This is a genomic window from Ruegeria sp. HKCCE4148 (assembly GCF_017872495.1).
Lineage (GTDB): Bacteria > Pseudomonadota > Alphaproteobacteria > Rhodobacterales > Rhodobacteraceae > Ruegeria.
This window is the reverse complement of sequence record NZ_JAEDOS010000001.1, coordinates 1,019,093-1,042,979: the sequence shown is the minus strand read 5'-3', so window position 1 is coordinate 1,042,979 and position 23,887 is coordinate 1,019,093. Positions and strand designations below refer to the sequence as shown.

24 protein-coding genes are annotated in these 23,887 nt (G+C 53.6%); 16 read left to right on the top strand and 8 right to left on the bottom strand.

From position 1 onward, the window contains the following. The first annotated feature begins 243 nt into the window (after nt 1-243). From I9187_RS05145 to I9187_RS21875, 3 genes are all read left to right on the top strand, one after another. Nucleotides 244-642, top strand: a complete 399-nt coding sequence (locus tag I9187_RS05145) for a DUF4345 domain-containing protein (RefSeq protein ID WP_171181882.1) — start codon at nt 244-246, stop codon at nt 640-642. Continuing rightward, nucleotides 636-1,493: a DUF302 domain-containing protein gene (locus tag I9187_RS05140; protein ID WP_171237875.1), complete on the top strand. Its 858-nt coding sequence runs from the start codon at nt 636-638 to the stop codon at nt 1,491-1,493. The genes I9187_RS05145 and I9187_RS05140 overlap by 7 nt, the downstream gene beginning before the upstream one ends. Before the next feature lie 353 nt (nt 1,494-1,846). Then, nucleotides 1,847-2,398, top strand: coding sequence for an META domain-containing protein (locus I9187_RS21875; RefSeq protein WP_216601781.1), 552 nt, complete (start codon nt 1,847-1,849; stop codon nt 2,396-2,398). Here I9187_RS21875 and I9187_RS05130 read toward each other — a convergent pair. After that, complete coding sequence (locus I9187_RS05130) at nt 2,352-4,313, bottom strand: amidohydrolase (RefSeq protein ID WP_171181878.1); 1,962 nt, start codon at nt 4,311-4,313, stop codon at nt 2,352-2,354. The two genes, I9187_RS21875 and I9187_RS05130, sit on opposite strands and share 47 nt — an antisense overlap. Before the next feature lie 363 nt (nt 4,314-4,676). On the opposite strand from I9187_RS05130, the gene I9187_RS05125 reads away from it, so the two are divergent. Continuing rightward, the gene (locus I9187_RS05125) at nt 4,677-6,017 is read left to right on the top strand and encodes a serine hydrolase domain-containing protein (RefSeq protein WP_209940098.1); all 1,341 of its coding nucleotides are present in this window, start codon (nt 4,677-4,679) and stop codon (nt 6,015-6,017) included. A 59-nt stretch (nt 6,018-6,076) separates the two neighbouring features. Here I9187_RS05125 and I9187_RS05120 read toward each other — a convergent pair whose 3' ends face one another. Further along, entirely contained in the window at nt 6,077-7,420 is a 1,344-nt protein-coding gene (locus I9187_RS05120) for a phospholipase D family protein (RefSeq protein WP_245223071.1), read from the bottom strand. Nucleotides 7,421-7,848: 428 nt separating this feature from the next. On the opposite strand from I9187_RS05120, the gene I9187_RS05115 reads away from it, so the two are divergent. The 3 genes from I9187_RS05115 (at nt 7,849) to I9187_RS05105 (ending at nt 12,195) form a co-directional block, all read left to right on the top strand. Continuing rightward, on the top strand, nt 7,849-8,469 hold the full coding sequence (locus I9187_RS05115; RefSeq protein WP_170791675.1) for a class I SAM-dependent methyltransferase: 621 nt from the start codon (nt 7,849-7,851) through the stop codon (nt 8,467-8,469). 183 nt (nt 8,470-8,652) lie between these two features. Then, on the top strand, nt 8,653-10,383 hold the full coding sequence (locus tag I9187_RS05110) for a tetratricopeptide repeat protein (protein ID WP_348540072.1): 1,731 nt from the start codon (nt 8,653-8,655) through the stop codon (nt 10,381-10,383). 417 nt (nt 10,384-10,800) lie between these two features. Continuing rightward, nucleotides 10,801-12,195 (top strand): alpha/beta fold hydrolase, encoded by a 1,395-nt coding sequence (locus I9187_RS05105; RefSeq protein WP_171177374.1) that lies wholly within the window; start codon nt 10,801-10,803, stop codon nt 12,193-12,195. Nucleotides 12,196-12,457: 262 nt separating this feature from the next. Here I9187_RS05105 and I9187_RS05100 read toward each other — a convergent pair whose 3' ends face one another. The 3 genes from I9187_RS05100 to I9187_RS05090 are packed head-to-tail and all read right to left on the bottom strand — an operon-like array spanning nt 12,458 to nt 14,599. Next, the gene (locus tag I9187_RS05100) at nt 12,458-13,720 is read right to left on the bottom strand and encodes a DUF2254 family protein (protein WP_171177376.1); all 1,263 of its coding nucleotides are present in this window, start codon (nt 13,718-13,720) and stop codon (nt 12,458-12,460) included. A gap of 44 nt (nt 13,721-13,764) precedes the next feature. Continuing rightward, the gene (locus I9187_RS05095) at nt 13,765-14,052 is read right to left on the bottom strand and encodes a coiled coil domain-containing protein (RefSeq protein WP_171177378.1); all 288 of its coding nucleotides are present in this window, start codon (nt 14,050-14,052) and stop codon (nt 13,765-13,767) included. Between the two features lie 46 nt (nt 14,053-14,098). Beyond that, nucleotides 14,099-14,599, bottom strand: coding sequence for a DNA starvation/stationary phase protection protein (locus I9187_RS05090; RefSeq protein WP_171177380.1), 501 nt, complete (start codon nt 14,597-14,599; stop codon nt 14,099-14,101). Nucleotides 14,600-14,810: 211 nt separating this feature from the next. Here I9187_RS05090 and I9187_RS05085 point away from each other — a divergent pair, with 211 nt between their 5' ends. Both I9187_RS05085 and I9187_RS05080 read left to right on the top strand, forming a co-directional pair. Beyond that, nucleotides 14,811-15,029, top strand: a complete 219-nt coding sequence (locus tag I9187_RS05085) for a hypothetical protein (protein WP_171239115.1) — start codon at nt 14,811-14,813, stop codon at nt 15,027-15,029. A gap of 252 nt (nt 15,030-15,281) precedes the next feature. Continuing rightward, nucleotides 15,282-16,226, top strand: a complete 945-nt coding sequence (locus tag I9187_RS05080; RefSeq protein ID WP_171177382.1) for an aldo/keto reductase — start codon at nt 15,282-15,284, stop codon at nt 16,224-16,226. Nucleotides 16,227-16,367: 141 nt separating this feature from the next. On the opposite strand, the gene I9187_RS05075 is transcribed toward I9187_RS05080, so the two are convergent. Then, the gene (locus tag I9187_RS05075; protein WP_171177383.1) at nt 16,368-17,042 is read right to left on the bottom strand and encodes an SOS response-associated peptidase; all 675 of its coding nucleotides are present in this window, start codon (nt 17,040-17,042) and stop codon (nt 16,368-16,370) included. 274 nt (nt 17,043-17,316) lie between these two features. Here I9187_RS05075 and I9187_RS05070 point away from each other — a divergent pair, with 274 nt between their 5' ends. From I9187_RS05070 to I9187_RS05040, 7 genes are all read left to right on the top strand, one after another. After that, complete coding sequence (locus tag I9187_RS05070) at nt 17,317-17,712, top strand: hypothetical protein (protein ID WP_171237168.1); 396 nt, start codon at nt 17,317-17,319, stop codon at nt 17,710-17,712. Nucleotides 17,713-17,866: 154 nt separating this feature from the next. Next, nucleotides 17,867-18,247 (top strand): hypothetical protein, encoded by a 381-nt coding sequence (locus I9187_RS05065; RefSeq protein ID WP_171177388.1) that lies wholly within the window; start codon nt 17,867-17,869, stop codon nt 18,245-18,247. A gap of 179 nt (nt 18,248-18,426) precedes the next feature. After that, entirely contained in the window at nt 18,427-20,385 is a 1,959-nt protein-coding gene (gene thrS / locus I9187_RS05060; RefSeq protein ID WP_209509609.1) for a threonine--tRNA ligase, read from the top strand. A 221-nt stretch (nt 20,386-20,606) separates the two neighbouring features. Next, the gene (locus tag I9187_RS05055) at nt 20,607-20,909 is read left to right on the top strand and encodes a DUF2282 domain-containing protein (protein ID WP_171177392.1); all 303 of its coding nucleotides are present in this window, start codon (nt 20,607-20,609) and stop codon (nt 20,907-20,909) included. Nucleotides 20,910-20,981: 72 nt separating this feature from the next. After that, nucleotides 20,982-21,839 (top strand): DUF692 domain-containing protein, encoded by an 858-nt coding sequence (locus I9187_RS05050; RefSeq protein ID WP_209509608.1) that lies wholly within the window; start codon nt 20,982-20,984, stop codon nt 21,837-21,839. Continuing rightward, nucleotides 21,836-22,597 (top strand): DNA-binding domain-containing protein, encoded by a 762-nt coding sequence (locus I9187_RS05045; protein WP_209509607.1) that lies wholly within the window; start codon nt 21,836-21,838, stop codon nt 22,595-22,597. Before I9187_RS05050 ends, I9187_RS05045 begins: the two co-directional genes overlap by 4 nt. Next, on the top strand, nt 22,594-23,112 hold the full coding sequence (locus I9187_RS05040; protein WP_171177405.1) for a DoxX family protein: 519 nt from the start codon (nt 22,594-22,596) through the stop codon (nt 23,110-23,112). The genes I9187_RS05045 and I9187_RS05040 overlap by 4 nt, the downstream gene beginning before the upstream one ends. A 1-nt stretch (nt 23,113) precedes the next feature. Here I9187_RS05040 and I9187_RS05035 read toward each other — a convergent pair whose 3' ends face one another. Continuing rightward, entirely contained in the window at nt 23,114-23,482 is a 369-nt protein-coding gene (locus I9187_RS05035; RefSeq protein WP_209509606.1) for a hypothetical protein, read from the bottom strand. A gap of 41 nt (nt 23,483-23,523) precedes the next feature. Next, complete coding sequence (locus I9187_RS05030) at nt 23,524-23,841, bottom strand: ArsC/Spx/MgsR family protein (RefSeq protein WP_171177409.1); 318 nt, start codon at nt 23,839-23,841, stop codon at nt 23,524-23,526. Between the last annotated feature and the right edge of the window lie 46 nt (nt 23,842-23,887).

The following is a 23,887-nucleotide window of genomic DNA, read 5'->3' as shown; positions in this document are numbered from 1 at the left end:
TGCTTACACTGATGGCGCGACAGCTGGTATCGAGTTTCTGGGCGACGAAGGCGCACTGTGAGTAGTCTGTCGCGTAGCCGAAATCGGCTGCGCAGCACCGGCTTGCTCTTCAGAAAACTCGACTTGGCCTGTCGTATACGCCTTTCAGAGCGCAGCGTGGGCATCCGCCTCGGATCACCGGATGCCCAAAAAACCGATTAGGATTTGCGAAAAAAGCGAAACCTCTACGAGAAGGAGTCCCCCATGAGTGCTAGACTAGTCCTTCTGCTTGCTGCCGTCGGCCTCGTGCCAATTGCGTTATCATATGGCCTGATGCCCGGCAGTTCGATCCCAGTTTTGCTAGGATTTCCGGTGGAAGGGACGAACCAAACCCACGTGTTCCGAGCAATTATGGGTCTTTACCTGGCAAACGCGTTGTTTTGGTTGGCGGCCGCTTCGAAACCAGAATTACAACGTCCCGCGCTGTGGGTTCTTTTTTTATTTATGTCGGGACTGGCCGTTGGACGCATACTAAGCATTCTTATCGATGGAGTTCCGAACGAGCTACTTCTGTTTTACCTAGCGGCCGAGATAGCTTTTGCGGCTCTGGCCGCGGTTTCCCTGAAAAAAAGTACGATAAAAACGGAAGTGGTAAAATGGTGAGGTTAGGCTTTGTTTTCTCGATGATTGCGACTTTAACAGTTTCGACATTCGCTCTGGCACAATCGTCATCTGTCCAGACCGCGGTGGACGACAACCTCTTAGAGCTTGAGACTGCCGTTGACGAAGCGGGAGCTACTCCAATCGCATCGATAGATCATTCGCGTCTGGCCAAAGCCGAAGGCGTAGAAATGCCAGCGTCTCGTGTACTCATTTTCTCTGATCCGGAGATAAACACACCTGTACTGGAAGAGAACGTACGAGCAGGTCTGGACCTTCCGTTTCGCGTTCTTTCATTCGATCAGGATGGTCGCCCGCAGATCGTCTACACAGACTCTCAATTTCTAAAAGTTAGGCATGATCTGAATAACACCCAGGCGTTGAATTCGTTTCAGAGCAAGTTGCTCGAAGTTCTTAAGGACTTAGATGCAGCACCAGCGCCGACCAACGGATTGAATACTAACTATGGCATCATCGATCTGCGATCTCAGCTCAGCGTAACAGAGGCAGTGAAACGTCTCAGGGCGACTGTGATGGAGCAGAACGATACGGTCTGGTTTGGGGAGATTGATTTTGCGACCGAAGCGTCCCTACTAGGGGTGGAGCTGCCGGATACGGTTCTCTTGCTGTTCGGAGGCCCAGCGCCCGGTGGCGTAGCAATGGCGGGGTTTCCGGCAATTGGTTTGGATGCCTTTTGCCAAAAACTATTGGTTTACGCGCATGAAGAAGGTGGCTCGGTAGTCATTTTCAATGACATCGCCGCTTTGGCGGAGTTGCACTACGGTTCTTCAGCCGAACCTCATCACGGTTTGAACAAACGGCTGACCGCAACATTTCGCACGGCAATTGAGTAGCCGCTGTTTGGAAAACGCAATAGATACCAATTATCGATTGGCCATCTTTTCGTCGTCCGCTTTGGGCTCGGAGCAGCTGTCCTGCTCTATATCGCTTCGTCCGGAGTCGCTGAGACAATGCATGTGAAAACCACTGTGACCTACCGGGAGCGGATCGCTCTTCCACCTAATGCCGTATTGGAAGTTGAACTCCTGGATACTTCGCGTGCAGATACACCTTCTGTTCGGCTGTCTTCCCAGAGGTTCAAACTTGCGGGTGTCCCCAGAACAGTTGAAATTGCCTTCGACACAGATCTCATCGATGAGCGCATACCTACACGGTGGCTGCCAGGATCATTTCCGACGATCACGTGATGTTTCGTTCAACGACAGCGACACCTGTACTCACCCGTGGCGCACCAAATTCTGCTGAACTCGTTTTAGAGATGATGCCAAGGAGAGCCGGGGGCAACGACCCAGAACAATCGATCTACGATACCGCTTGGGAAGTTTACGAGATCGCAGGGTGTATGCTCATTGCTGAGAACCCTCCTTCCTTGACAATTGATCAAGATGGCCAGTTTGGCCTGTACGGAGGACGTAACCGGTTTACAGGAACCCTTGACGCAGCCAAGGGTGAGTTCAGTATGCCGGGCAACTTCGCAGGAACAAAGATGGCGTGTCCTGAGGAGCGGGAAAAGCTTGAGCAGGATACGATCAAAGCCTTGTCCGCAGCAGTGGGCTACGTGACAAACGGAGCAAACTTGGCACTCAAGAACGCAGCGGGAGCGACGGTTCTGCGCCTGCGCAAAACGCCAGAATTGTCACCGCGCGTTTCGAAGCGAGTTGGTGCAATCATCCGACTTGTTCGAGCGACAATCAACGAGAACCAAAGGTCGAAATTCCGAGTGGATCAAAGACGTTAGGCTGTGTGGATTGCGAGTGATCGTGATAGTGGGCCTTACTGCGTGCGTGGCGTAGCGACGCCATCAGCACACGTTCCGGATTATAGATGAGCTGGCTTGCATCGGCTTCGTCATGTTCTCCATCTGCTGCGGGAGGAGCGGGCTGAAGACGGCCTTCAAGGACAGTACCCCACACTTTGATATCGGCCAGCGTCAAAGGATCTACAGTTAGCGGATTTTCTTCGAGGATTGTGAAGTTGGCCAGTTTGCCCGGCTCGATAGAACCGATTTCATCCTCCAGTTGCAGGGAATAGGCTGCGCCGATGGTAATACCTTTCAGGGCATATTCTGCACTGATGCGTTGGTCCGGACCAACGACACGACCACTTGTGGAAATCCGATTGACAGCAGCCCACATGTACTTCAGCGGCTCTGCGGGAGCCATCGGCATGTCCGAGTGCATCGAAAAGGGGATACCTGCTCGAACGGCATCGCCTAAAGGCACCATGCGCTCTGTGCGCTCGCTACCAACGCTGCCTGCGGCATACCGATCTGCGAGCGTCGGCGTGTAGACAGAATTACCACTGACAATGGCACCAAGACGTTTAATGCGTGCGATCTGATCTGGTTGAGCGTAGCCAAAGTGTACAACGACGGTGCGATGGTCATATCTCGGATTGCGTTGCATGGCGGCCTCAAGGGCATCAAGAAGAATGTCCAGACCGCCGTCTCCAAGATTATGAACATGGACCTGAAAGCCCGCGTCCCAATAAAGGTCGAACACCTGTTTGAAGAAATCGGGCGTCATGATCCATTGACCTTCATGCCCGTCCAAGTAGCCGTCGCGCATGATCATTAATTCACTGAAGATCGCTCCATCCAACAGCAGCTTGACCTGCTTGGGCAGGAACTGGGTTCGGCCTTCGCTCCACGCCAGCATGGCTTCGGTCTCGGTCAGTACTTTTTCGGGGCCCTCTGTGTTCAGAAACAAACCGCCAAGCGTCCGACCGTCCGGAATAAAATAAAAGTTGAACGGCGTGTCGTCTGGCCCGAACGATTTCGCTACAAGAGCTTGGGCGTTCTGATCAACAGGACCAGCAGGCTCTGCAAGGGTCGTAATCCCGCTGCGGTGATAGTAATCTTCTGTGAACTCTAGCGCCTCCATAACCCTGTCGATGGATGCATAGACCGGAGCAAATTTCTCAAAGAACACGTGCTCCCAGAAAGCAGCTTCAAGGAAGAGGCCTTTTTCCAGATTGGCTTGAGACCTAGCCAGTTCACTTGACCAGCTGGCAATGTATTCTTCCGTGATTTCAAGTTGTTCCAGGGCAACCGAGTTGAAGTACATCTCATGGGTGGAGCGTTGCCATACAGCCAGCGGAATGTCGGGGGCCAGTTCGTCCAAAATCGCACGACTCATGCTGCCGTGCCATGACGCATGATACCCCCAGACCATCAGCGGTCGCCCGCTGCTTGGATCATAAGTGTTGATTACCTCGGACAGACGTTGGCGAAACTCCTCCTCGCTATTGGCAAGAGGTGCAAATCCCGCTGGCGATTGCCAGTCCTCGATGGAAATGATGGCATCAGACATCATCGCAAGTGCGCCCAGAAGCGGGTGCAAATGCTGTTCAATGAACCCCGGCACAATAATCTTGTCTTCAAAGCTACGGTCAATTGAATAGCTTCTATCGGGCAGGCGACCCTCGATTTCCTCCAGGGTTCCGACGTCAGTAATTCGACCGTTTCTGACCGCCACTGCCTCAGCCAGCGGGGCGTCCGGGTTCATGGTGAGAACTTCTCCACCGACGTAGACAGTTGTGCCGGGAAACTCAGGGAAACGCTCGAAAGCGTCTTGCAATGAGGGGGACTGTGCAGCGCTGTGAAGCGGCATGAATGCGAAAGCGAATACTGTGAGAGACTTAAAGAACTTCATTGATGCCTCCGAATGGGATTACGGACATGAATAAATTGCTTCGATCAGAGCAGGCTGGTCGGCGATGTGTCAACCTAAGTCGCCAGCCACTCAATACTGACTGAGCAACATAAACTTGAAAGCCACTTTCGTTGCCCGCCGTGGTCTCGTGGCAGACATTCGCCCAAATTCACGGAATGACTGCAATGCGAACAAAATGGATATTTCACCAGGTAAGGGCGAGCGGCAGTAATTCTCGAATTTCCTAGAGAACGGACTATGCTTTGACGAGTAAAAGTACGTTGTTCAGTTCTTCGAAAACCAGATTTCAACACGCTGGCCGCGGCCATACTTCAGTTGCAATTCATTTGGAGCGATACTGCCATGCCAAACACTTCGTTACTTTCAAAGTCCAATTTTCCAGTTTTTGCGCTTATTGGAGGTTTGATTATGCAAAGCCTTGGAACCTCTCCTGTACATGCTGAGGACGACCCATACGCGACGCCGCGAGAAGACTTTTCCATCCGTGACCTGAGGAATGGTTACTCAGCCAAGCAAGCCTACGACCTGAGCTCTGAATGGAATTTACAGAAGTTTCTCGACATCACCGAAGCCGGGGCGTTTTCGTACATGAACCTCGCCGAGTTCTTGCCGAGTTCTGTCATTCGTCGCGACGGGGCCGTCGCGATGCTTGCGACAAACTTTAACGATGCCGTAGGAGCGACGAGCGTCCCAGGCGCTGACGGCAATGCTGTCTCGCTCGACGAGATGATTAATGCTGATGATTCCACAGTGCAGGGCGTTATGGTTCTTCACAACGGCGAAATCGCTTATGAGGCCTACCCAGGAATGCGTCGAACGGACAACCACGTCTGGATGTCCAATGCAAAAATCCTTTCGAGCTTGCTGATCGGTCAATTGGAAGATGAGGGTAAAATCGACGTTCAGAAAACGGTTGGCGATTATGTAGATGGCACCAAGGGAACAGCTTGGGAGAACATAAAGGTCATCGACGTCCTGAACATGCAGTCTGGTTTGGATTTGGAAGAGAACCCCCTCTCACGCAAAGGCGATACACCATATGGGCGCTTTGTCAGGGCTGAGGTTGGTGTTCCGAACGAAGAAGGCGTTCTGCAAACGCATAACGAAGCCCTGTTTGCTATACCCAAACTGCGGGAACCGGCTGAGGCTTTCGAATACTCCTCTGCAAACACACAAATGCTTGGTCTCGTCATTGAAGCCGTTACGAACCAGAGACTTGGTGAAGCGATCACGGAGCGGGTCTGGAGCAAAGCTGGAATGACTGGCGATGCCACCCTGGCGCTGTCACCTCAAGGAAACGGCATAATACACGGCCTGATCAGCAGCCGATTGATCGACATGGCAAAGATTGGTCTGCTCTACACGCCAAGCTGGGACAAGACAGCGTCAGACCGCATTGTATCTGAAAAGATGATCGACACGATCCAAACAGCGGGCGTTGCCGAAAACTACATGAAGGGAACACTCGGCCCACACCTTTCTGAAGCATTCCGTGAACAACCGATGGCAAACGCATACCAATGGGATGCCGTTTTTGCCGATGGCGATTTCTACAAAAGTGGAATGAATGGCCAAGGAATCTATGTCTCGCCAGGAAAGGACGCCGTTGTCGTTTGGTACGCAACTGGAGGCGCGAGTATCGATATGGAAGCCTACGCCAGGGCCATTGTGACTTCACTGTAGGTCAGATCACTCACTTGCGTCTCTGGCCGCAGGTCAATGAATTGTCGGTCATATGGTGACTAGAGCATCCATTCAATCGGCAGCCACCTGACCACGGCCGTAAGGGCACGCTGTAAACCGTTGGTTTCCGGGTCCACAGTGTGAATGGTGACTGTTCCATCCTGATCTTCTTGCCGCCAGATGATCTCGCCGCTGTCGTTAAGTTCGACGCGATAAGAAAACTCAGGCCGGTTCAATTGCTCCGCAAGCGACCCAGCAATCGTTGGGCTTTCGATCATAAGGCCCATTTCTGTATTCAGCCGCGCGGACCTGGGATCAAGGTTGTAAGAGCCTATGAAGATCCGTTCTCCATCCGATCCAAAGACTTTTGCGTGTAGACCGGAGGCCGATCCTGCCAGCATCTCGGGCAGGCTGCGCTCGCGATGTTCGCGCCGCAAAGCTCGAAGCTCAAGTAGTTCTACACCACTGTTGAGCAAGTCTTCCCTGTAACGCATATAGGCCGCATGAACGGGCATGACATCCGTGGCATCCAGTGAATTGGTTAAGACGCGGACCTTCACTCCGGACTTTGCCAACCCTTCCAGAACCTCCGCCCCTCGTTCCCCCGGAATGAAATACGCTGAAACAAGGTCTAGCGAGGTTTCAGAGGTTTTGGCAAACTCGATAAGTTGCTCGACAATCAGGTCTTCACTCTCGACTTCGCCCAACCCTTTTGACGGATCGTCGACAAAAAGTGTGACTTCACTCCATTCGAACTTCAGATCATGTGCCGCTATCCGGTCGGCCAGTTCATTATCCTGAATTGCCCTTTGATAGCCTGCGCCAACCGCAGTCTGGCGCGCGGTGTCTGCCTTTGCTTTAAGGCTTTTTTCCGCCAAAGTTTCCAAAAAGAGCCCAGCGTCGTACGCGGAGGCACTATTCCAATATGCGTCGAATGATTGCGACACCTCATCTACAATCGGGCCGATGGCTATCGCATCTACATCCAGGTAGTGCGTTCCCACCCCGTAGTCGAAATAGATGTCACCGATGTTGCGTCCCCCAACTATCGTGGCGACCCCGTCCACAGTCATTGATTTATTGTGCATCCGCCGGTTCAGGCGTCCAAAGTCAAATGCATAGGACAGAAGTTTTGGGTTCCTCAAAGTGAACGGATTGAAAATGCGTACATTTGCATGCGGCAGAGCGTTCAGTTCGGCGAGCAAATCATCCAATCCGGAGATACCGTTATCATCGACCAGCAATCTGACGCGCACACCACGCTCTGCTGCTGCCCTAAGCTCTTCAAGAAGCATTAGGCCGGTAACGTCATCTTGCCAGATGTAGTACTGAGCATCGATTGAGGATGTCGCTTCTCGGGCGAGGATCGCCCGGGCCGCAAAGGCTGCGCGTCCATTTCCCAAAGGCCTTACACCGTCGAGCCCAGGGTTACGTTCAAGTGCGTTTTTTATTGTTGCACCTAATGGCCCGTCCCAATCAGCATCTTTCTTAAACGTTGGCTCAGAAAAATTTTCACTAGGAAGCGGAAAAGTCCACCTTAACCCGACTATGGCCACTGCCATCATCGCCACCAAAATCAAACATATTCTGATTAGCCGCATTCAGGGTTCCATAAATGGCGCTTCGGATTATCCTTGCAGCTGAGATTGGCCTATCTACAGATTGTTTTTCAAGAGTTTGGGTCAGAGCAACCGACTGAGCACCAAAGTTTGTTCGCTTTGGGCTCAAGGCAGACGTTCGCTCAATTCCGCTCAATGACTGCAATGCGGACATTGCAGTCATTGACCTAAAGTTACATGATCACCACCTGACGGGATCAAGTGGAGACACCATGGCAGACGAGAGAGTGAGCCACTGGGAGGAGGTCTACCGCGAGAAAGACGATACCCAGCTGAGTTGGCATCAGGATGATCCCTCGATCTCGTTGGAGCTCTGCGACGTGGTCGGCGTCGATAATGCCTCTTCTGTGATAGACATAGGCGGAGGCACTTCACGCTTCGCAGAACGCCTGATCGAAAGAGGACTGAGCGACGTTTCTGTGCTCGATGTATCCAAAGCTGCGCTTGATCGATCTCGTGGACAACTTGGCGCCGTAGGCGAGCAGATTGAATGGATCGCAGCCGATGTCACAACCTGGAGCCCGGAGAGAAGCTATGATCTATGGCACGATCGCGCCGTATTTCATTTCCTTGTCGATGAGGACGACCGTTCCGCCTACCGGGACCAGTTGTACCGCTGCCTTCTCCCAGGTAGCCATGCGATTATCGCAACGTTTGCACTCGATGGTCCGAAGAAGTGCAGCGGTTTGCCAATCGTTCGCTATGATCCAGAGGGGCTATGCGAGGTATTAGGCGATCGTATTTCCCTGGTCACGCATCGGAAGCACACACACCATACTCCTTGGGGAAGCTCTCAGTCCTTCCAATTCAGCTTGTTACGCGTGGGCCAGTAGCGCTGCTGTTGCGCTGCTAATGCGCTTCGGCACGACTGTGACATCCAATGGCCTTGCTCATGCCTTCGCTGCAACTTTACTCATCCGGCGGCCGTCTTGCGGGCGAAGTCGCCCTTCGGTTTCTTTCCAAGCCTGCGCATGATAATCTTTGATAATTACACTTTGCTCGGAGGAGGATGACCTCTGAAACGCAGGCTGACCGCCATACTAGCAGCCGATCTGGTTGGGTATTCCCGCCTTATGAACTCGGATCAAAGCGGAACGCTCAGCGCGTTGCGAGAGTTTCGATCTGGGCTTTTTGACCCTTCTGTAGTCGCGCATCGCGGCAATTTAGTGAAATGCATGGGGGATGGTTGGATAGTCGAGTTTCCATCAGTCTCTGACGCTGTGACCTGTGCTGTCGCCATTCAGAACTCTTTGGCCAGCCAGAATACACTGAAGTTGAGAATTGGGATACACACAGGTGAAGTCGTTTTCGAGGAGGATGATGTATTTGGTAACGGCGTTAACGTCGCCGCTCGTTTGGAAGCGCTTGCCGAAGCCGGGCAGGTTCTCATCTCCGGCTCCGCCTATGAATGCCTGGACAGCAAAACGGCTTGCGCGTTCCAAGGCGGAGAAAACCGTGAGCTTAAGAACATTGATCGACCGGTGCCAGTCTGGTGGTGGGGGGACGCCGAGTCTGTAGATCCGCTTTTTGATTCTGAACCGCCCGGGTCCCCTGACGGAACTGCGATCGCCGTATTACCATTTGACAACATTTCAGGCGACCCTGAACAGGAATATTTTTCGGACGGGTTGTCCGAAGACATAATTACGGCTCTGTCGAAACACCACTGGCTCGAGGTCGTCGCGCGCAACACGACCTTTGCCTACAAGGGAAAATCCCCGAATGTTCGGCAGCTCGCCGATGACTTGGACGCCGACTACGTTGTCGAAGGCTCGGTCAGAAAAGCGGGTGCGCGCATTCGAGTCACGGTTCAGCTGATTGACGCATCGACTGGCAACCACGTGTGGGCGGAAAAATATGACCGTCAGTTGGAAGACATCTTCGATGTTCAGGACGAGATCACGGAAACAATTGTTGGCAGACTGGAGCCCGAGGTCGGAAATGCGATCCGGCGCAAGTTAGAAGATACGCCGCGCCGAAACCCCCATGCCTGGGACTGCTATCATCTTGGGCTTGCGCACTTTTACAAGTTTACTGCCGTAAGCAACCGTGAAGCTCAGAGGTTGTTTCTCCAAAGCCGCGAACTGGACCCCAGTTTTCCCGAGGCACACGCCTGGTGGGCCTATGCCACGATTCTCGGGATGGTGTATTGGGACACGGAACCGGATTCTGCCCTTATGGACGAAGCGCTGGCTGCCGCACGCACCGCCGTTTCAATGGATAACCAGAATGCTCTGCTCTACATGCTGATGGGCAGAGTCCAACTGGCCCGCCGGGAATACCGCAGCGCGCTGGCTGAGAATGAAACTGCAATCAAATTGAACCCGACGCTGGCTCCAGCATATTGCGGATTGGGAGACTCACTTTCCTATGAGGGACGATACGAAGAGGCGATTGCCAATTTCGAGAAAGCTGTGGAGATGAGCCCTAACCATCCACAGCTTTGGGCCTTTCTGAGCTATGGCGCGCTGACTCTGCTTTTCGATCACCAGTTCGAGAAAGCTCTGGACTGGGCAGAGCGGGCTCGCGATGTGCCAAATTGCCAATACTGGGCCACCGCGCATGCAGTCGTGGCGCTTGCCAATCTCGGGCGGGACAAAGATCTGGCGAAGATGGTGCATAACCTAATGGTGGAAGAGCCGAAATTCTCGCGGTCATTCGCAAAAAATAAGCTGTTCTATCTGAAGCGGGACGATCAAATGGAACTTTACCTTGCAGGGCTTGCAAAGGCAGGTATCCCGGCCTGATTTTTCCTGTGATCGGCCCTTGCTTTGCCGCTTGTCTTGAATGCTTGCGTCAGGTCAAGCCGAATGACCGCAAAGGGCTCAAGGCAGTCATATGAGTCTTTCAGTCAGATGACGGCTTAGGAACGGAAAGCGATCATTGATGGTGGTCATTCCGAGAAATTTCGCCCGAAGGTCTGCATTGAACGGCAGCGGACGTTCGCTGAAATCTGCTGAACGTCTGCCAAGCGGACAAACCCGCCGTTCTCCACGAAAACGGATAGGCATACCTTTTGAACAATCGCCTCCACACGTCTTCCGACAATTCGAGACCTTAGCTACCGATCTTTCCACCGCACGTTCACAGGTATTAGGCAAGTTGCCGGTTCTAACAATCTGTTAAAGTGGTAGTGTCTTCGAGCCAACTTGCGAGAAATAACTATGAGCCAACGTCGCCTTGTTGCAATCATGTCTCTGGATGTCGTCGGCTTCAGTCGGATGATGCAGGGCGGCTCCAAGCTACTTCTCAAAACACTGAACACCTTGTACCGCGATTTGGTTACGCCGATCGTTGAACAAAAATCTGGCAGGGTGGTCAAGCTGTTGGGCGATGGAGCATTGATTGAATTTCCGTCAGCAGGGAACGCTTTAGAAGCGGCAATTGCGATTCAAACCGAACTAAGAGATCCAGACCATCAATATCTGGTTCCGGAACGTATCCAGCTGAGAGCGGGTTTGCACGTCGGCGACGTCACCGTCGATGGCGACGATATCTTCGGAGATGGAGTCAACATCGCTGCGCGGCTCCAATCAGCAGCTGAACCCGGGGGTATTCTGGCCTCAAAGGTACTTTGTGATCTTGCCGGAGCGGATTATGCCAAACGTTTGCACCGAGAAGGGCTACACACGTTCAAAGGTATTGCACAGCCGATCGAAGTGTTGTCGATCAACTTCACCGATGAACATGTGTCCAAATCGCGCGCTAACTTCGCCAAAACACAGGAAATTCGTTTTTGCAAAACTGACGACAACATTAGTCTGGCCTGGAGCTCAGTTGGAGACGGTCCTCCGGTCGTAAAGGCGCCAAGTTGGATTGGACACTTGGAGCTTGACTGGCGCAACCCGGGGAAAGCTCCAATTTACACTTCCATCGCTCAACGACATCGTTTGGTCCGTTTTGATGCCAGGCTCAACGGTCTATCTGACTGGAACGCCGAAACATGCACGTTCGAACGGTTCGTTGATGACTTGGAAACCGTTTTCGACGCAGCGGGTATCAAGCGCGCGCCGATCCTTGCGATATCACAGGGGTCCGCAGTGGCAGCTGCCTTCGCAGCGCGCCGACCTGACCGCGTGTCTGCGATCGTAATGATAGGTGGGTTCCCCATTGGCAGGGCAAAAAGAACGTCACAAAAAGATGTGGAACGCGCCAACGCAATTAAGCAAATGATGACTGCCGGGTGGGACGATGATTATCCGTCTCTGCGTGATTTAATGGCGCAAATCATCGTGCCGGGCGCGAGCCAAGAAGAACGGCGGCAATATGCCGAAGATATGCGCAAGATGATTTCACCCGAAAACATGGGGCGGTATCGCGGCGTGATTGATAACATCGATATCTCACCGATATTGTCCAAGGTCGAGGTGCCATGCCTTGTTTGTCATGGGACCAGTGACAGGATGCAACCGGTCGAACAAGGACGATTGTTTGCAAAGGGATTACCCAACGCGAAATTCATCGCCTACGAAAGCTCGAACCATACCATCCCGGACAACGACCCGGAATGGCCACGATTTGAGAGGGATGCCCTGGCTTTCTTGGCTGAACACAGCTGAACTATTGCTCCAAGTGCCTTCGGGTTCGGCGCTATATCTCTCAAAACAAATGCTACAAGATTGCCTCGCCAGAGCAATGGAACACAGAGTTTCGATAAGTGCAGTCAGGCCAAAGTAGCCGTTTGGTTTCGCCACTCACTGACTACCTTTCGATGAAATGTAACTAAGACCGATGGAAGAGCACTTTTCTATAAGTTGGGGGATGGCCCACTCACTAACCATCCCCCAGCCGAACTGGACTACAAAGGTCCAGGACGGTTGACTAAACTCGTTCAAGTGCGGTTTCGACTTGGCCGCAAAACTTATCAACATCGCGCTCAAGCATATCGCTTTCTCGGGTCTCATCTCTGACCGCAGATAGTTCATCTACAACAGCCCGCAAATCTTCTTCTTGAGCTGCCTCCGCGATGCGCACCAAAGCTCGAACAAGGGCGGCCGTTACGAGCCCATTGCCCCTGGCAGCGCGTCTCAGTGCCGGCATCGAGTCGTGAAACAGTGCCTCAGCCGTGATGGATGGGTAAATCACCCGCACGTTTCCGTCGTCATCCCGATACACACCCGTGCAGAGCTTGGATGACCACGCTCGAGCCAGAGATGCTGATAGACGGTCGATGCACACAATTGCGGTAAACGTGTCATTTACACCCGGCGACAAAGCCCGAAGTGCGATTTCAACGAGGAGGTGGACAGAAAAGCGGATATCTCCATTAGGATCTCGCGCGGGGATCAACGGAGCTGCCGCTTGCACCAGATCATTCAGGCTCTCGTCACTATCACCATAAACATTGGCCAAAGTGTCCGTTGGAACCATGAAGTCACCTGGCTGCACATCAAAAACGACGACTGCTCCTGCCTCCTTGGCCGCACTCACCAGACCTTCGGTATTGATCGAATTCACATATCCAGTGCCCGCGGCCGAGACTTGGCGCTTGTCTCCCTCCTCAGGGACTGCCTCTGAAGATGAAATATCTGCACTGTTTTCGATTGCGGTGCTCACTTGGCGATCTAAGGCTTCAGAAATCCGCGCCGCCTCCTGATCAATGGTTACTCGCGTTGATACTGTATGAACGAAGAGCAACAGCAAAAGAACTGAGATGATCGAATAGACTATTCCAATCGCAACGGCCAAATTGACGGATGTGTCATCGCGTATCAGCCACAAGATCAATAAGCTGTATAAAAACGTCGCTCCAAGTGAGCCAACTGCAATCTGATTTACCCTGTCTTCGCCAAAGCGCTGCAAGAGCCTGGGCCCAATTGATCCGGCTGCTAAGGTGTAGACCAGCAAAACAATGGAATAGACCATGACCAACGCGGACATGGATGCTGCCGAGATTGCGCTTAGTACATCGCTCGCAGTACGATTAGAAACGCTCAGCCAATCGGAAGCGGACCAACCCCAACTCGCGAGCGCTTGCTCCGTCTTGAAGACAATCCCAGCCACCAAAAGCCCTGAAAGACTAATGGCGGCAGGGATAGTTAGGAACCCGCGAAAGTACCTCACTAATTCTCTAGGTGTTTGCATTCCGGTCCCCATTTACGACACAAGCTTTGTTCACAAACCCAGGTCTACGAGAACCGGTCGGCCGCTTTTTTCAAAGCACTCTGCATATCGCTCCATGCAGCCTCGTAGCCCTTTTTGACATCTTCCCAGGCCTCGTCGCTAGTCGACTTCAAATCATTCAGTTGAGCCTCTGCGTCAGATCTTGCCTTGTAGAGCTTGCTGAGCTGTTCCTCGAGCTCGAGTTTGGCATCCGCTTCAGCCACCTTCAGCTTGGCTTCGAGAACATCAATCTGGGCGTTCCAACTGTCCAGTTGCAGCTGTGCCTTTTTCTCGTACCCAACACGTGTCATCATTTTTCCTTTCTTCTCAAACGGTGATTCAGATCGGGGGAGCCATCCATTAGGCCGCAACAATTGCCTTGAGCATCCAGACCGCTTCCTCATGCTTCGCCATCCTGGCGTTCATCAGATCCTCCGTAGCCCCATCGCCATAACGGGCTGCGGTCGCGGCAGTCTCACGCAGGTTCCGGGCAATTGCTTCGTGGTCTGCGACCAATTGTTTGATCATGCCTTCTGCATCTTTAACGGTCTCTTCTTCGGCCAGCTTGGCTTGGCTAACCATGTCCGTGAACGAGATCGGCGCCACCTGACCCAACGCACGCACACGCTCGGCCAGTTCATCCGCAGCTTCGAACAGGTCGCGATACTGACGCTCTGTCAGCTCATGGATCGGCAGGAATAGTGGGCCCACGACATTCCAGTGTGTGCCTTGCGTTTTCACCATCAGAACCATGGTATCGGCCAGCACTTCCGTCACCGCGTTGGCGATCCATGCGTTTTTGTCGATGCCTGTGTCGTTGGTTTCTTCCTGAACTTCAGACTTCAAAACTTGCTGTATCATTTTCACTCCGTTTCGTTGCTTGCGGAGTAAAACCTAAGGGAGATTCAAAAAAAGTCAAATAAAATCATATACTTAATATAGGTATCCGACACATCATGGGGCGCTTCATGATCCTGGGTATCCGGCACAACATGCCAAGATTGATGTAGACACGCAGGCCCATTGGCATACATGCTTGGAGTAACTGACGTAAGCTACTGAGGTCATGCCAGTGTCTGATTCAAATCGACCACCCAAGCGCACGGAAAAACTGCAACTGATGCTCGACCTCGAAGAGCTCAAAGCCATTGATGATTGGCGGTTCGAGAACAGACTGCCATCCAGAGCGGCCGCCATTCGAGAACTCATCCGTCGTGGTCTGATTTCCAATGAGTTCGAAGAACCACCAACTGACGCGCCTTCTGGTGAGTTTCGTGTTGTGGACGAGTGACAGGAACATCCATAGAGCATTCGACTAAAGCCCCGAGACGTTTCGCAGTGCCGCGCTCAGCTGGCTGTTAAGCAGAATTCAGTGAATGTCTGCATTGTGGACACTTCTACCATTCGTGAAAAAGCTTGGTGAATTTGCGGTTTGAACAATTGCGTTGAGGCCAGAGAGTAAGTCCAGCGACAAGCCTGACTTGTTTTCAATAAACTGCTCGCGCAACATCCGTGAATGTCCGGAACCAATTGGGAGGTTGGCATGGCGGAGCTACGCGAAATTGGTAAGACAGGGATTAGGGTTCCCCGCATCGGGTTTGGATCGACGGGGTTAGGAAGTATCCCGGAAATCTACGGGTATGAGGTTGATGAAGACCGCGCGATTGATACAATTCGGGCAATTCTTTCGCAGCCAAATGCGTTCCTGGACACATCCCGTTGCTATGCCATGGGACGAAGTGAAGAGCGCATAGGAAAAGTCATTCGTGAGCTTGGCGGTTGGCCAGAAGGGCGGGTGCTTTCCACCAAAGTCGACCGGGATATGGAAACCGGTGCCTTTGATGCTTCTCAGGCACGTAGGTCATTCGAGGAAAGTCTTTCGGCCCTAAGCGTCGACAGCGTCGACATACTCCACGTCCATGATGTCGAATATGCAAATGATCTATCTGAGGTCAAAGGACCAGGTGGCGCGATTGAAGAGTTGTTCCGTATCAAGGAGGAAGGTCTGGCCAGGGCGGTCGGAATCGCAGCGGGACGTATCGACTTGATGATGCCAATTTTGGAGGGTTGGGATTTTGACGTGGTCCTGACACACAACCGGCATACGCTGGTAAACGACAACGCGGCACCTCTGATAGAACTCGCGAAATCACGAGGCGTTTCGATATTGAACGCAGCACCTTATTCCGGAGGTGCACTTGCCCGAGGAAGCGCGATCCATCGCTTTTATGTCTATCGTCCTGCAGGTGATGAAGTACTTGCGCCAATTCGTGCCGTTGAAGAGGTATGCGGGCACTACGATGTCCCAGTCGGGGCGGTCGCGTTGCAACACTCTTTGAAAAATGACGACATCATTTCGACCGTTTGCGGAGTGACATGGCCTCAGCATGTTCAACAGGCAATGGAATGGGCAGAGTGGTCCATCCCTGAAGGCGTTTGGGAGGAACTCGCTGAACTCGAAAAAACTTCGAGCGACCCAGAAGCTTAGAGTCGATTTTCGGATAGGATACTGTTCTGCCAATTGACCGCTTTGGGCTTGATGCAGACATCTGACAATAATCGTCGGATGTCCGAGTTGAGATCGTAAGCGGACATTCATTGATCGGAACTCTCTCAAACACCGTACCGTTCAAAGACTAGTGTCAGACTTTTCTCCTTCGCCCGATCTGACGATATCCATCTCATCTGAGGCATAGGGCTTTAGCAGTTCAAAGGCCTCCGCGGCGCTGCCACTTAACCAGGCCTCATAATCACTAGGACAGAGTATGACTGGCATTCTCTGCGGATGTATCGGACGCACAATGTCATTCGCTGAGGTGGTTATCACAGTATACGCTGGAACCTCTTCTCGCCCTTCTTTGCCTTCGTATCGCGATACTTGCCACATCCCGGCAAACGCAAATGGTGGGCGAGCCCCGGATCCTTTGAGCGCGAACCAGTGGTATGTCGCTGGATTGCGCCCTTGCGCCTCGCAAAACGAGCTTGCAGGTACGAGACAACGGCGCTCTACGAAACTGTTCTTCCACAGCCCGCTCTTCAGGACCTTGTCGTCACGCGCATTGTTCCAGGCATGAGGTTGCAAGATGGCGCCAGTCTTTTTTGATTTCTTGGTCGTTCGAAACCCCCAGGACAGAGACACGAGTTCACGCGCCCCGTCTTGGTCCTTCCTGACAATGGGCGCCATGTGCTTTGGGTAGATTGCTGGAAGCGGTTCCGCGTTTCCGAGCCTGTCTTTTTCTACAGCGACGTCGAATAGCTGGCGCATCGCATCTGCCGGTGTCGTATTCGAATAGAGGTTACACATTAATCTGCCTCACTTACCTTAGCGTCTACGAAAAATAAGTGGCGAACAACAGTTCAGCCCACGATGGCGGAAGCTACGGCTTCGCTAATCCTGAATGCATTTGTACAGTATCCCTAGGACATTTGAGAGAGAGACATAAATGCGGGCACCTGTACGACCTTGCCTGGCGCGTCTATCGAATGCGCAAATGATCGTAATTTGGCATCCATTATGCTATGTAAAATAGACACTTATCACTTGGCGCCTTCACTTTCTGAGAACAGAGGAGTCCACTGTGCCAACACCTCTTTTTAAGCCCGGTCATTCTGGCAATCCCGGCGGGCGACCCAAGCTGGACCCCGAGACAAGAAAGTTGATCCAGTCGAACGGCGAGATCGCTGTGAAACGCATGAACGATCTTTTGTCGATGGATGAGCTCTTCAATCGCATAGATGGGAACGGCGAATTTGTATCGGGAAAACTCTCTGGCAAAGAACAAATCGCTTTGTTGGCCTTAGCTCAGGACCGAGCCTTCGGACGCGCTGATGGCGTAAGCATCACACACACCCACAGCGGAACTGTAGGCATGAGCGTCAATCCAACACAGCGGCTCAAAGACATCAGCGACCGCCTTCCAGAGAGATTGGCTCAACAGAAGGTGATTGAGTCAAGACTGGATGACGACGAATAGTCTCCAACCATCACGTAGCTACTGCCGGGTTTAGAGGTTTGGGTTTGTGCCTACAGGCCATGCGCCCGCGCACGTAAGCCGCCTCGAGTTGACGACCCTATGTCGTATTTGATAGAAAAGCCGCCCTTTTCCAAAAAATTAGGAGGACCTGCAGATGTGGGTAGCATTCTCGACGCCCGAGGGTTCGGGCTTTTTCTCTGCCGTTGCAAAGGATGAGTACGGCAAAACCAGCGGGCCGAACATCGGTTCTCGCGTCTGTCTGCGGTTCCGCCGCGCTCAGGACGCCGAACTTCTGCGCGATTATGGTATGGACGGCGAGGTGATCGAAACACCGAGCGGCGACTATCGTTTCCGGGCGTTCATTCCACGCAACCACCTCGTGACCGTGCTGATGAACTTGGGCGACCGAATGGCCTACCCCAATTTCAAGGACAGCATTCCCGAGGACGATGTGGCGTTCGAGGGCGCATGCCACAAGGCGTGGGGGGTGTTCGGCGACTTACAGGATGGCGGGCCATACGGTGCAGGACAGTGATTGCACCGCTCTGACAATCGCTATATGAGACGCCTCGTGACTTTATCGTCGCCAAAAGCCACAAAACAGTGACGAGTGACACCGAGACGTCATAAAAAATTACTGTTTTCAAAATCTTAAATGGCGATACCCGCAACCGGGCGTTCAGTGGGCGCCAAACCGACGAGGAGAGCCGAACCATGGCCTTGGATTCAAAATCCGTCTCACTCACCTTCCCCGATGGCAATGCACGATCTTATGACGCAGGTATCACGCCCGCGCAGGTGGCCGCCGATATCTCGACCTCGCTGGCCAAAAAGGCTATCTCGGCCACCGTTGACGGCCAGCACTGGGACCTGCAATGGCCCATCGAAGCCGACGCGCAGATCGCAATCCACACCATGAAGGATGAAGATCAGGCCAATGAGCTGATCCGCCACGATCTGGCGCATATCATGGCGCGCGCCGTTCAGGAAATCTGGCCAGCCACCAAAGTCACCATCGGCCCTGTCATCGAAAATGGCTGGTACTATGATTTTGACCGGACCGAGCCGTTCACGCCCGAAGATCTCGGCCTGATCGAGAAAAAGATGAAAGAGATCATCAACAAGCGCGACCCCGTGACCACCGAGGTTTGGGACCGTGACCGCGCGATCGAATTTTATAAGGCCAATAATGAGCCTTATAAGGTCGAATTGATCGAATCCATCCCGGGCGACGAACCGCTGCGCATGTACTGGCATGGTCACTGGCAGGATCTCTGCCGAGGTCCACACCTGCAGCACACCGGTCAAGTGCCGGGCGACGCGTTCAAGCTGATGTCCATCGCTGGTGCCTATTGGCGTGGCGACAGTGACCGCGCGATGTTGCAGCGCATCTATGGCGTGGCCTTCACCGGCAAAGAAAAGCTAAAAGCCCACCTGCACATGTTGGAAGAGGCTGCCAAACGCGACCACCGCAAGCTTGGTCGTGAAATGGACCTGTTCCACATGCAGGAAGAGGCCCCCGGGCAGATTTTCTGGCATCCCAACGGTTGGACCATCTACACGCAATTGCAGGACTACATGCGCCGCCAGCAACGCAAGGGCGGCTATGTCGAGGTCAACACCCCTCAGGTCGTTGACCGCAAACTGTGGGAAGCCTCGGGTCACTGGGACAAATATCAGGAAAACATGTTCATCGTCGAAGTGGACGAAGAACATGCGCGTGAAAAGGCTATCAATGCCCTGAAACCGATGAACTGTCCGTGTCACGTGCAGATTTTCAATCAGGGTTTGAAATCCTATCGTGACCTGCCTCTGCGGATGGCAGAATTCGGATCATGCAACCGTTATGAGCCCTCGGGTGCCCTGCACGGTATCATGCGCGTGCGCGGCTTTACGCAGGATGATGGTCACATCTTCTGCACCGAAGATCAGATTGAATCCGAAACTGCCGAATTCATTCGCTTCCTTTCCGAAATCTACAAAGACCTCGGGTTCGAAAACTTCTCGGTCAAATTTTCGGATAGGCCCGAAAAGCGCTCTGGATCGGATGAGGTTTGGGACAAGGCCGAAGCTGCCCTGCTCAGCGCGACCCGTGCGGCGGGGATCGAACCGGAACTCAACTCCGGTGAAGGCGCGTTCTACGGCCCGAAGCTTGAATTTGTTCTGACCGATGCAATTGGCCGTGACTGGCAGTGCGGAACGCACCAGGTGGACTTTGTTCTGCCTGAACGTTTGGATGCGACTTATATCGGAGCCGACGGCGGCAAACACCGCCCTGTGATGTTGCACCGGGCAACTTTGGGTTCGTTCGAACGTTTCATCGGCATACTGATCGAGGAACACGCAGGCAAGCTGCCCTTCTGGCTGGCCCCGCGTCAGGTCGTGGTCGCCTCGATCACGTCCGAGGCCGACGCCTATGTTGCCGAGGTTGTTGAGACCCTGCGCGCCGCCGGGGTGCGGGCCGAAGCAGATATTCGCAACGAGAAGATCAACTACAAGGTCCGCGAGCACTCGGTTGGCAAAGTGCCGGTGATTCTGGCCGTTGGTCACCGCGAAGTTGAAGAACGCACCGTCAGCGTCCGGCGTCTGGGTGAAAAACAGACGCAGGTTCAACCGCTTGATGTTGTAACAAATGAGCTTTCGCACGCCGCCACACCACCAGATCTGCTGTAACAATCAGCGGCATATCGCTGGAAATCCGGCCCTTGAAACGGGGCCGGATTGTAACATTTCACTCTTTATTCATCAAAAACAATGTATTAGGCTTCAAGAGGGCGTGCCGCCCCCTGACGCGCTTGTGAGACACGGGCTCGTGAATTTAACTCTGGCCGACAAGCCACTAGTTTTGTCAGTGTCACAAGCAGACATACCCAGTCATCAAGAGGATCACCGAGATGTCGAACACAGCTAAATCCCTGGTTATCGCAACCGCAGTCGCAGCCGCCGTATCGGGTGCTGCAACCACAGCAACCGCACAAGCCAAAGAAAAGTGCTATGGCGTGTCTCTGGCCGGTCAGAACGACTGCGCAGCAGGCCCCGGCACCACATGTGCGGGTACCTCGACCGTTGACTATCAAGGCAACGCATGGACGCTGGTTGACGCTGGCACCTGCGCGGATATCGAACTTCCGGCACAGGCAGACGGCACACCGCGCAAAGGTTCACTGGAAGCCCAGGACCGCGACCTGCCGGCATAAGGTCGACCAAACGGATCAAGGGGGCGGGCCAGTTCGCCCGCCCCTTCCCTTTCGTGATCAAGGAACTGACCCATGTTGGATGATGCGCTCCGCTCGAACCGCCTGCCCGCTGCACCGGGCGTGGGGTACAAGCCGCAACACTTCGCTCAGATACTTGACCATGCACAGCCCGTTTCATGGCTGGAAATCCATGCCGAAAACTACATGGGCGATGGCGGACGCCCCTTGGCGCAACTGCGCCACCTTTCAGAACACTTTCCGATCTCGGTCCATGGCGTTGGCCTGTCCATCGGTGGCGATGGCCCATTGGATCCCGAACATCTGGCCCGCCTGAAACATCTGGTCGGCTGGCTGAAGCCCGCCAGTTTTTCCGAACATCTGGCCTGGTCCACCCATGACAGCCACTTTTACAACGACCTCTTGCCGCTTCCCTACACGGACGAGACGCTGACACGGGTCTGCGAGCACATCGATCAGGTGCAGGACACCGTTGGTCAACAGATGCTGCTTGAAAACCCATCCAGCTATCTGGCTTTTGAAGAAAGCACTTGGTCCGAGCCCGATTTCCTGCGCGAGATTGCCCAACGCACTGGTTGCGGCCTGTTGCTGGACGTGAACAACGTCTTTGTCTCTGCCACTAATCTGGACTTCTCGCCGCAAGGTTACATCGACGCCTATCCGCTTGAGAAACTGGGCGAAATCCATCTGGGCGGCCATGACGAAGATGAAGACGACCACGGCCATCCGCTTTTGATTGACAGTCATGGGCGCGAGGTCGTTGATCCGGTTTGGGCCTTGCTAGACTACGTCCTTGAACAATCCGGTCCCAAGCCGCTGCTGGTCGAATGGGACACCGATGTTCCCGACTGGCCGGTTTTGCGCGAGGAAGCGGTTCGCGCTCAGGCCGCACTGGACAAGGTACCGGCATGAGCGTGTCCCAGTCCGAGTTTCGCGCCGCCATGATGGATGCGTCCACGCCGGTTCCAGATGGGTTGCTAGACGCTGAGGCGCAACCGGCGGGCCGCAGGTTTAGTGTGTACCGCAACAACGTCGCGGTTTCCCTGACCGAAGCAATGCATCAGGCCTTCCCCGTTATCACCAAGCTGTTGGGCCCGCAGAACATGGACGGATTGGCCGGGATGTTCCTGCGCCAACATCCCCCGTCATCTCCGCTCATGATGTTCTATGGCGAGGCATTTCCTGGTTTTCTGGCCGGAATGCAGCAGCTTGCCCATCTTGGATACTTGCCCGACATTGCCCGGTTGGAATTGGCCTTGCGCCGGTCCTACCACGCGGCAGACAGTCAACCTGCACCCGCAGATGCATTGGCAGTTGATCCTGAACAGGTGATGCAGGCGCGATTGCAATTTGCCCCAGCTATGCACGTGATCCGATCGGACTGGCCGATTCATTCGATCTGGCGTTTCAACTCCGAAGCCGACGCGCCAAAACCTCAGGCGCGCGCCGAGGACGTACTGATCACGCGCCCTGAATACGATCCTGATCCTCATTTGCTGCCGTCAGGCGGGGCCGACTGGATTGGCCATATGCAAATCGGGGACACAATCGGTGCAGCGTTCGAAAAAGCCGCTGCCGAGGCACCCGAGTTTGACCTGGGAACCACTCTGGCACTGCTTTTGCAGGGCGGTGCTGTAACTTCCGTGACTATCGAAAGGCCGAAGACATGACTGCCCTGATCTCACTTCACAACTCTGCTCTTGAGAAGGTGGACAATGCGTCCAACTGGCTGACTCCGACACTTGCCCGGCTGGTCTTCATTGCAGTTCTGTTGGTTTACTACTGGAACTCAGCCATGCTGAAGATCGACGGTTCGATCTTTTCGCCATCCAGCGGAGCCTTCGGCCAGATTTTCCCCAAGGCTGCGGAAGCGGTGCTGTGGGATGTTTCGCAGATGACATTCTTCCAGCGTATCGTCATTTTCTTCGGAACAGTCGCTGAATTTGTTCTGCCTGCCCTGCTGCTGGTTGGGCTTTTCACACGCCTTGCCGCGTTGGGAATGATTGGATTCATATGGGTGCAAACCCTGGTTGACGTCACCGGCCACGGCGTGAAACTGGGCAGCCTGTTCGACGCGGCTCCCTCTATCATGGATCAGCGCACATTGTGGACCTTCCTGATGCTGGTCATTGTGATCAACGGCGCAGGACCGCTTTCGCTGGACCGTCTCCTGCGCCTGAAATGATCTAGAAATGTGCTTTGGGCTGGTCCGGTTTTCCTGCCGCCAGCCCAAGGAAGCCCGCAACGCTGGCGAATGCGATCGGGAACATGGTGAAGACACCAAACCCAAACGCATAGTACATAGTACCGGCTGAAATCAGCAGCAAAACCCCACTAATCAGAGCTCGCGCAGGCGCCATTGCCCCTCCGGCAATCGCCAGCAAGGGCGCGATAATCGAAAGGGCCTGGATCAGGCCAGGGTTATCGACCTGGCTTAAAACCCCATCAATCTCGCCAACATGGTCGACGACAACCACTTTGGCATACCCGAAAAAACCGACGATCATACCGATCAGCCCGGCAATAACGCCCAAAATCATTGCGGCATTGCGCATTGAAAATCCTCACTTCTGATCTTGGGCAAATAAGCACCCATTTAGGAAATGCCAAGCTGGGTGCGGGTTTCAGCGGTCCAGCCCAACAGAAGCTTACCGTCCTTCTCGATCAACGGGCGCTTCATCAACGTCGGGTGTTCTTTTAGCAGCTCCATCGGTGCTTTTTCGCGCTGGCTCTGGTCCAAACCGCGCCAAGTGGTTGACCTGGTATTGAGCAGAGCATTGCCGAACTCGACAAAAGCTTGCGACAGCACAGAGCCCGGAACACCATCCTGCCGGACATCAACAAGCTCTGCATCTGGCAACGATTTCAGAGCCTTACGACACGTGTCGCAAGTCTTTAACCCATAAAGCTTCATCTTTTTGATACTCCCGCTCGTGCTTCGATTTTAGGCAATCACGCCC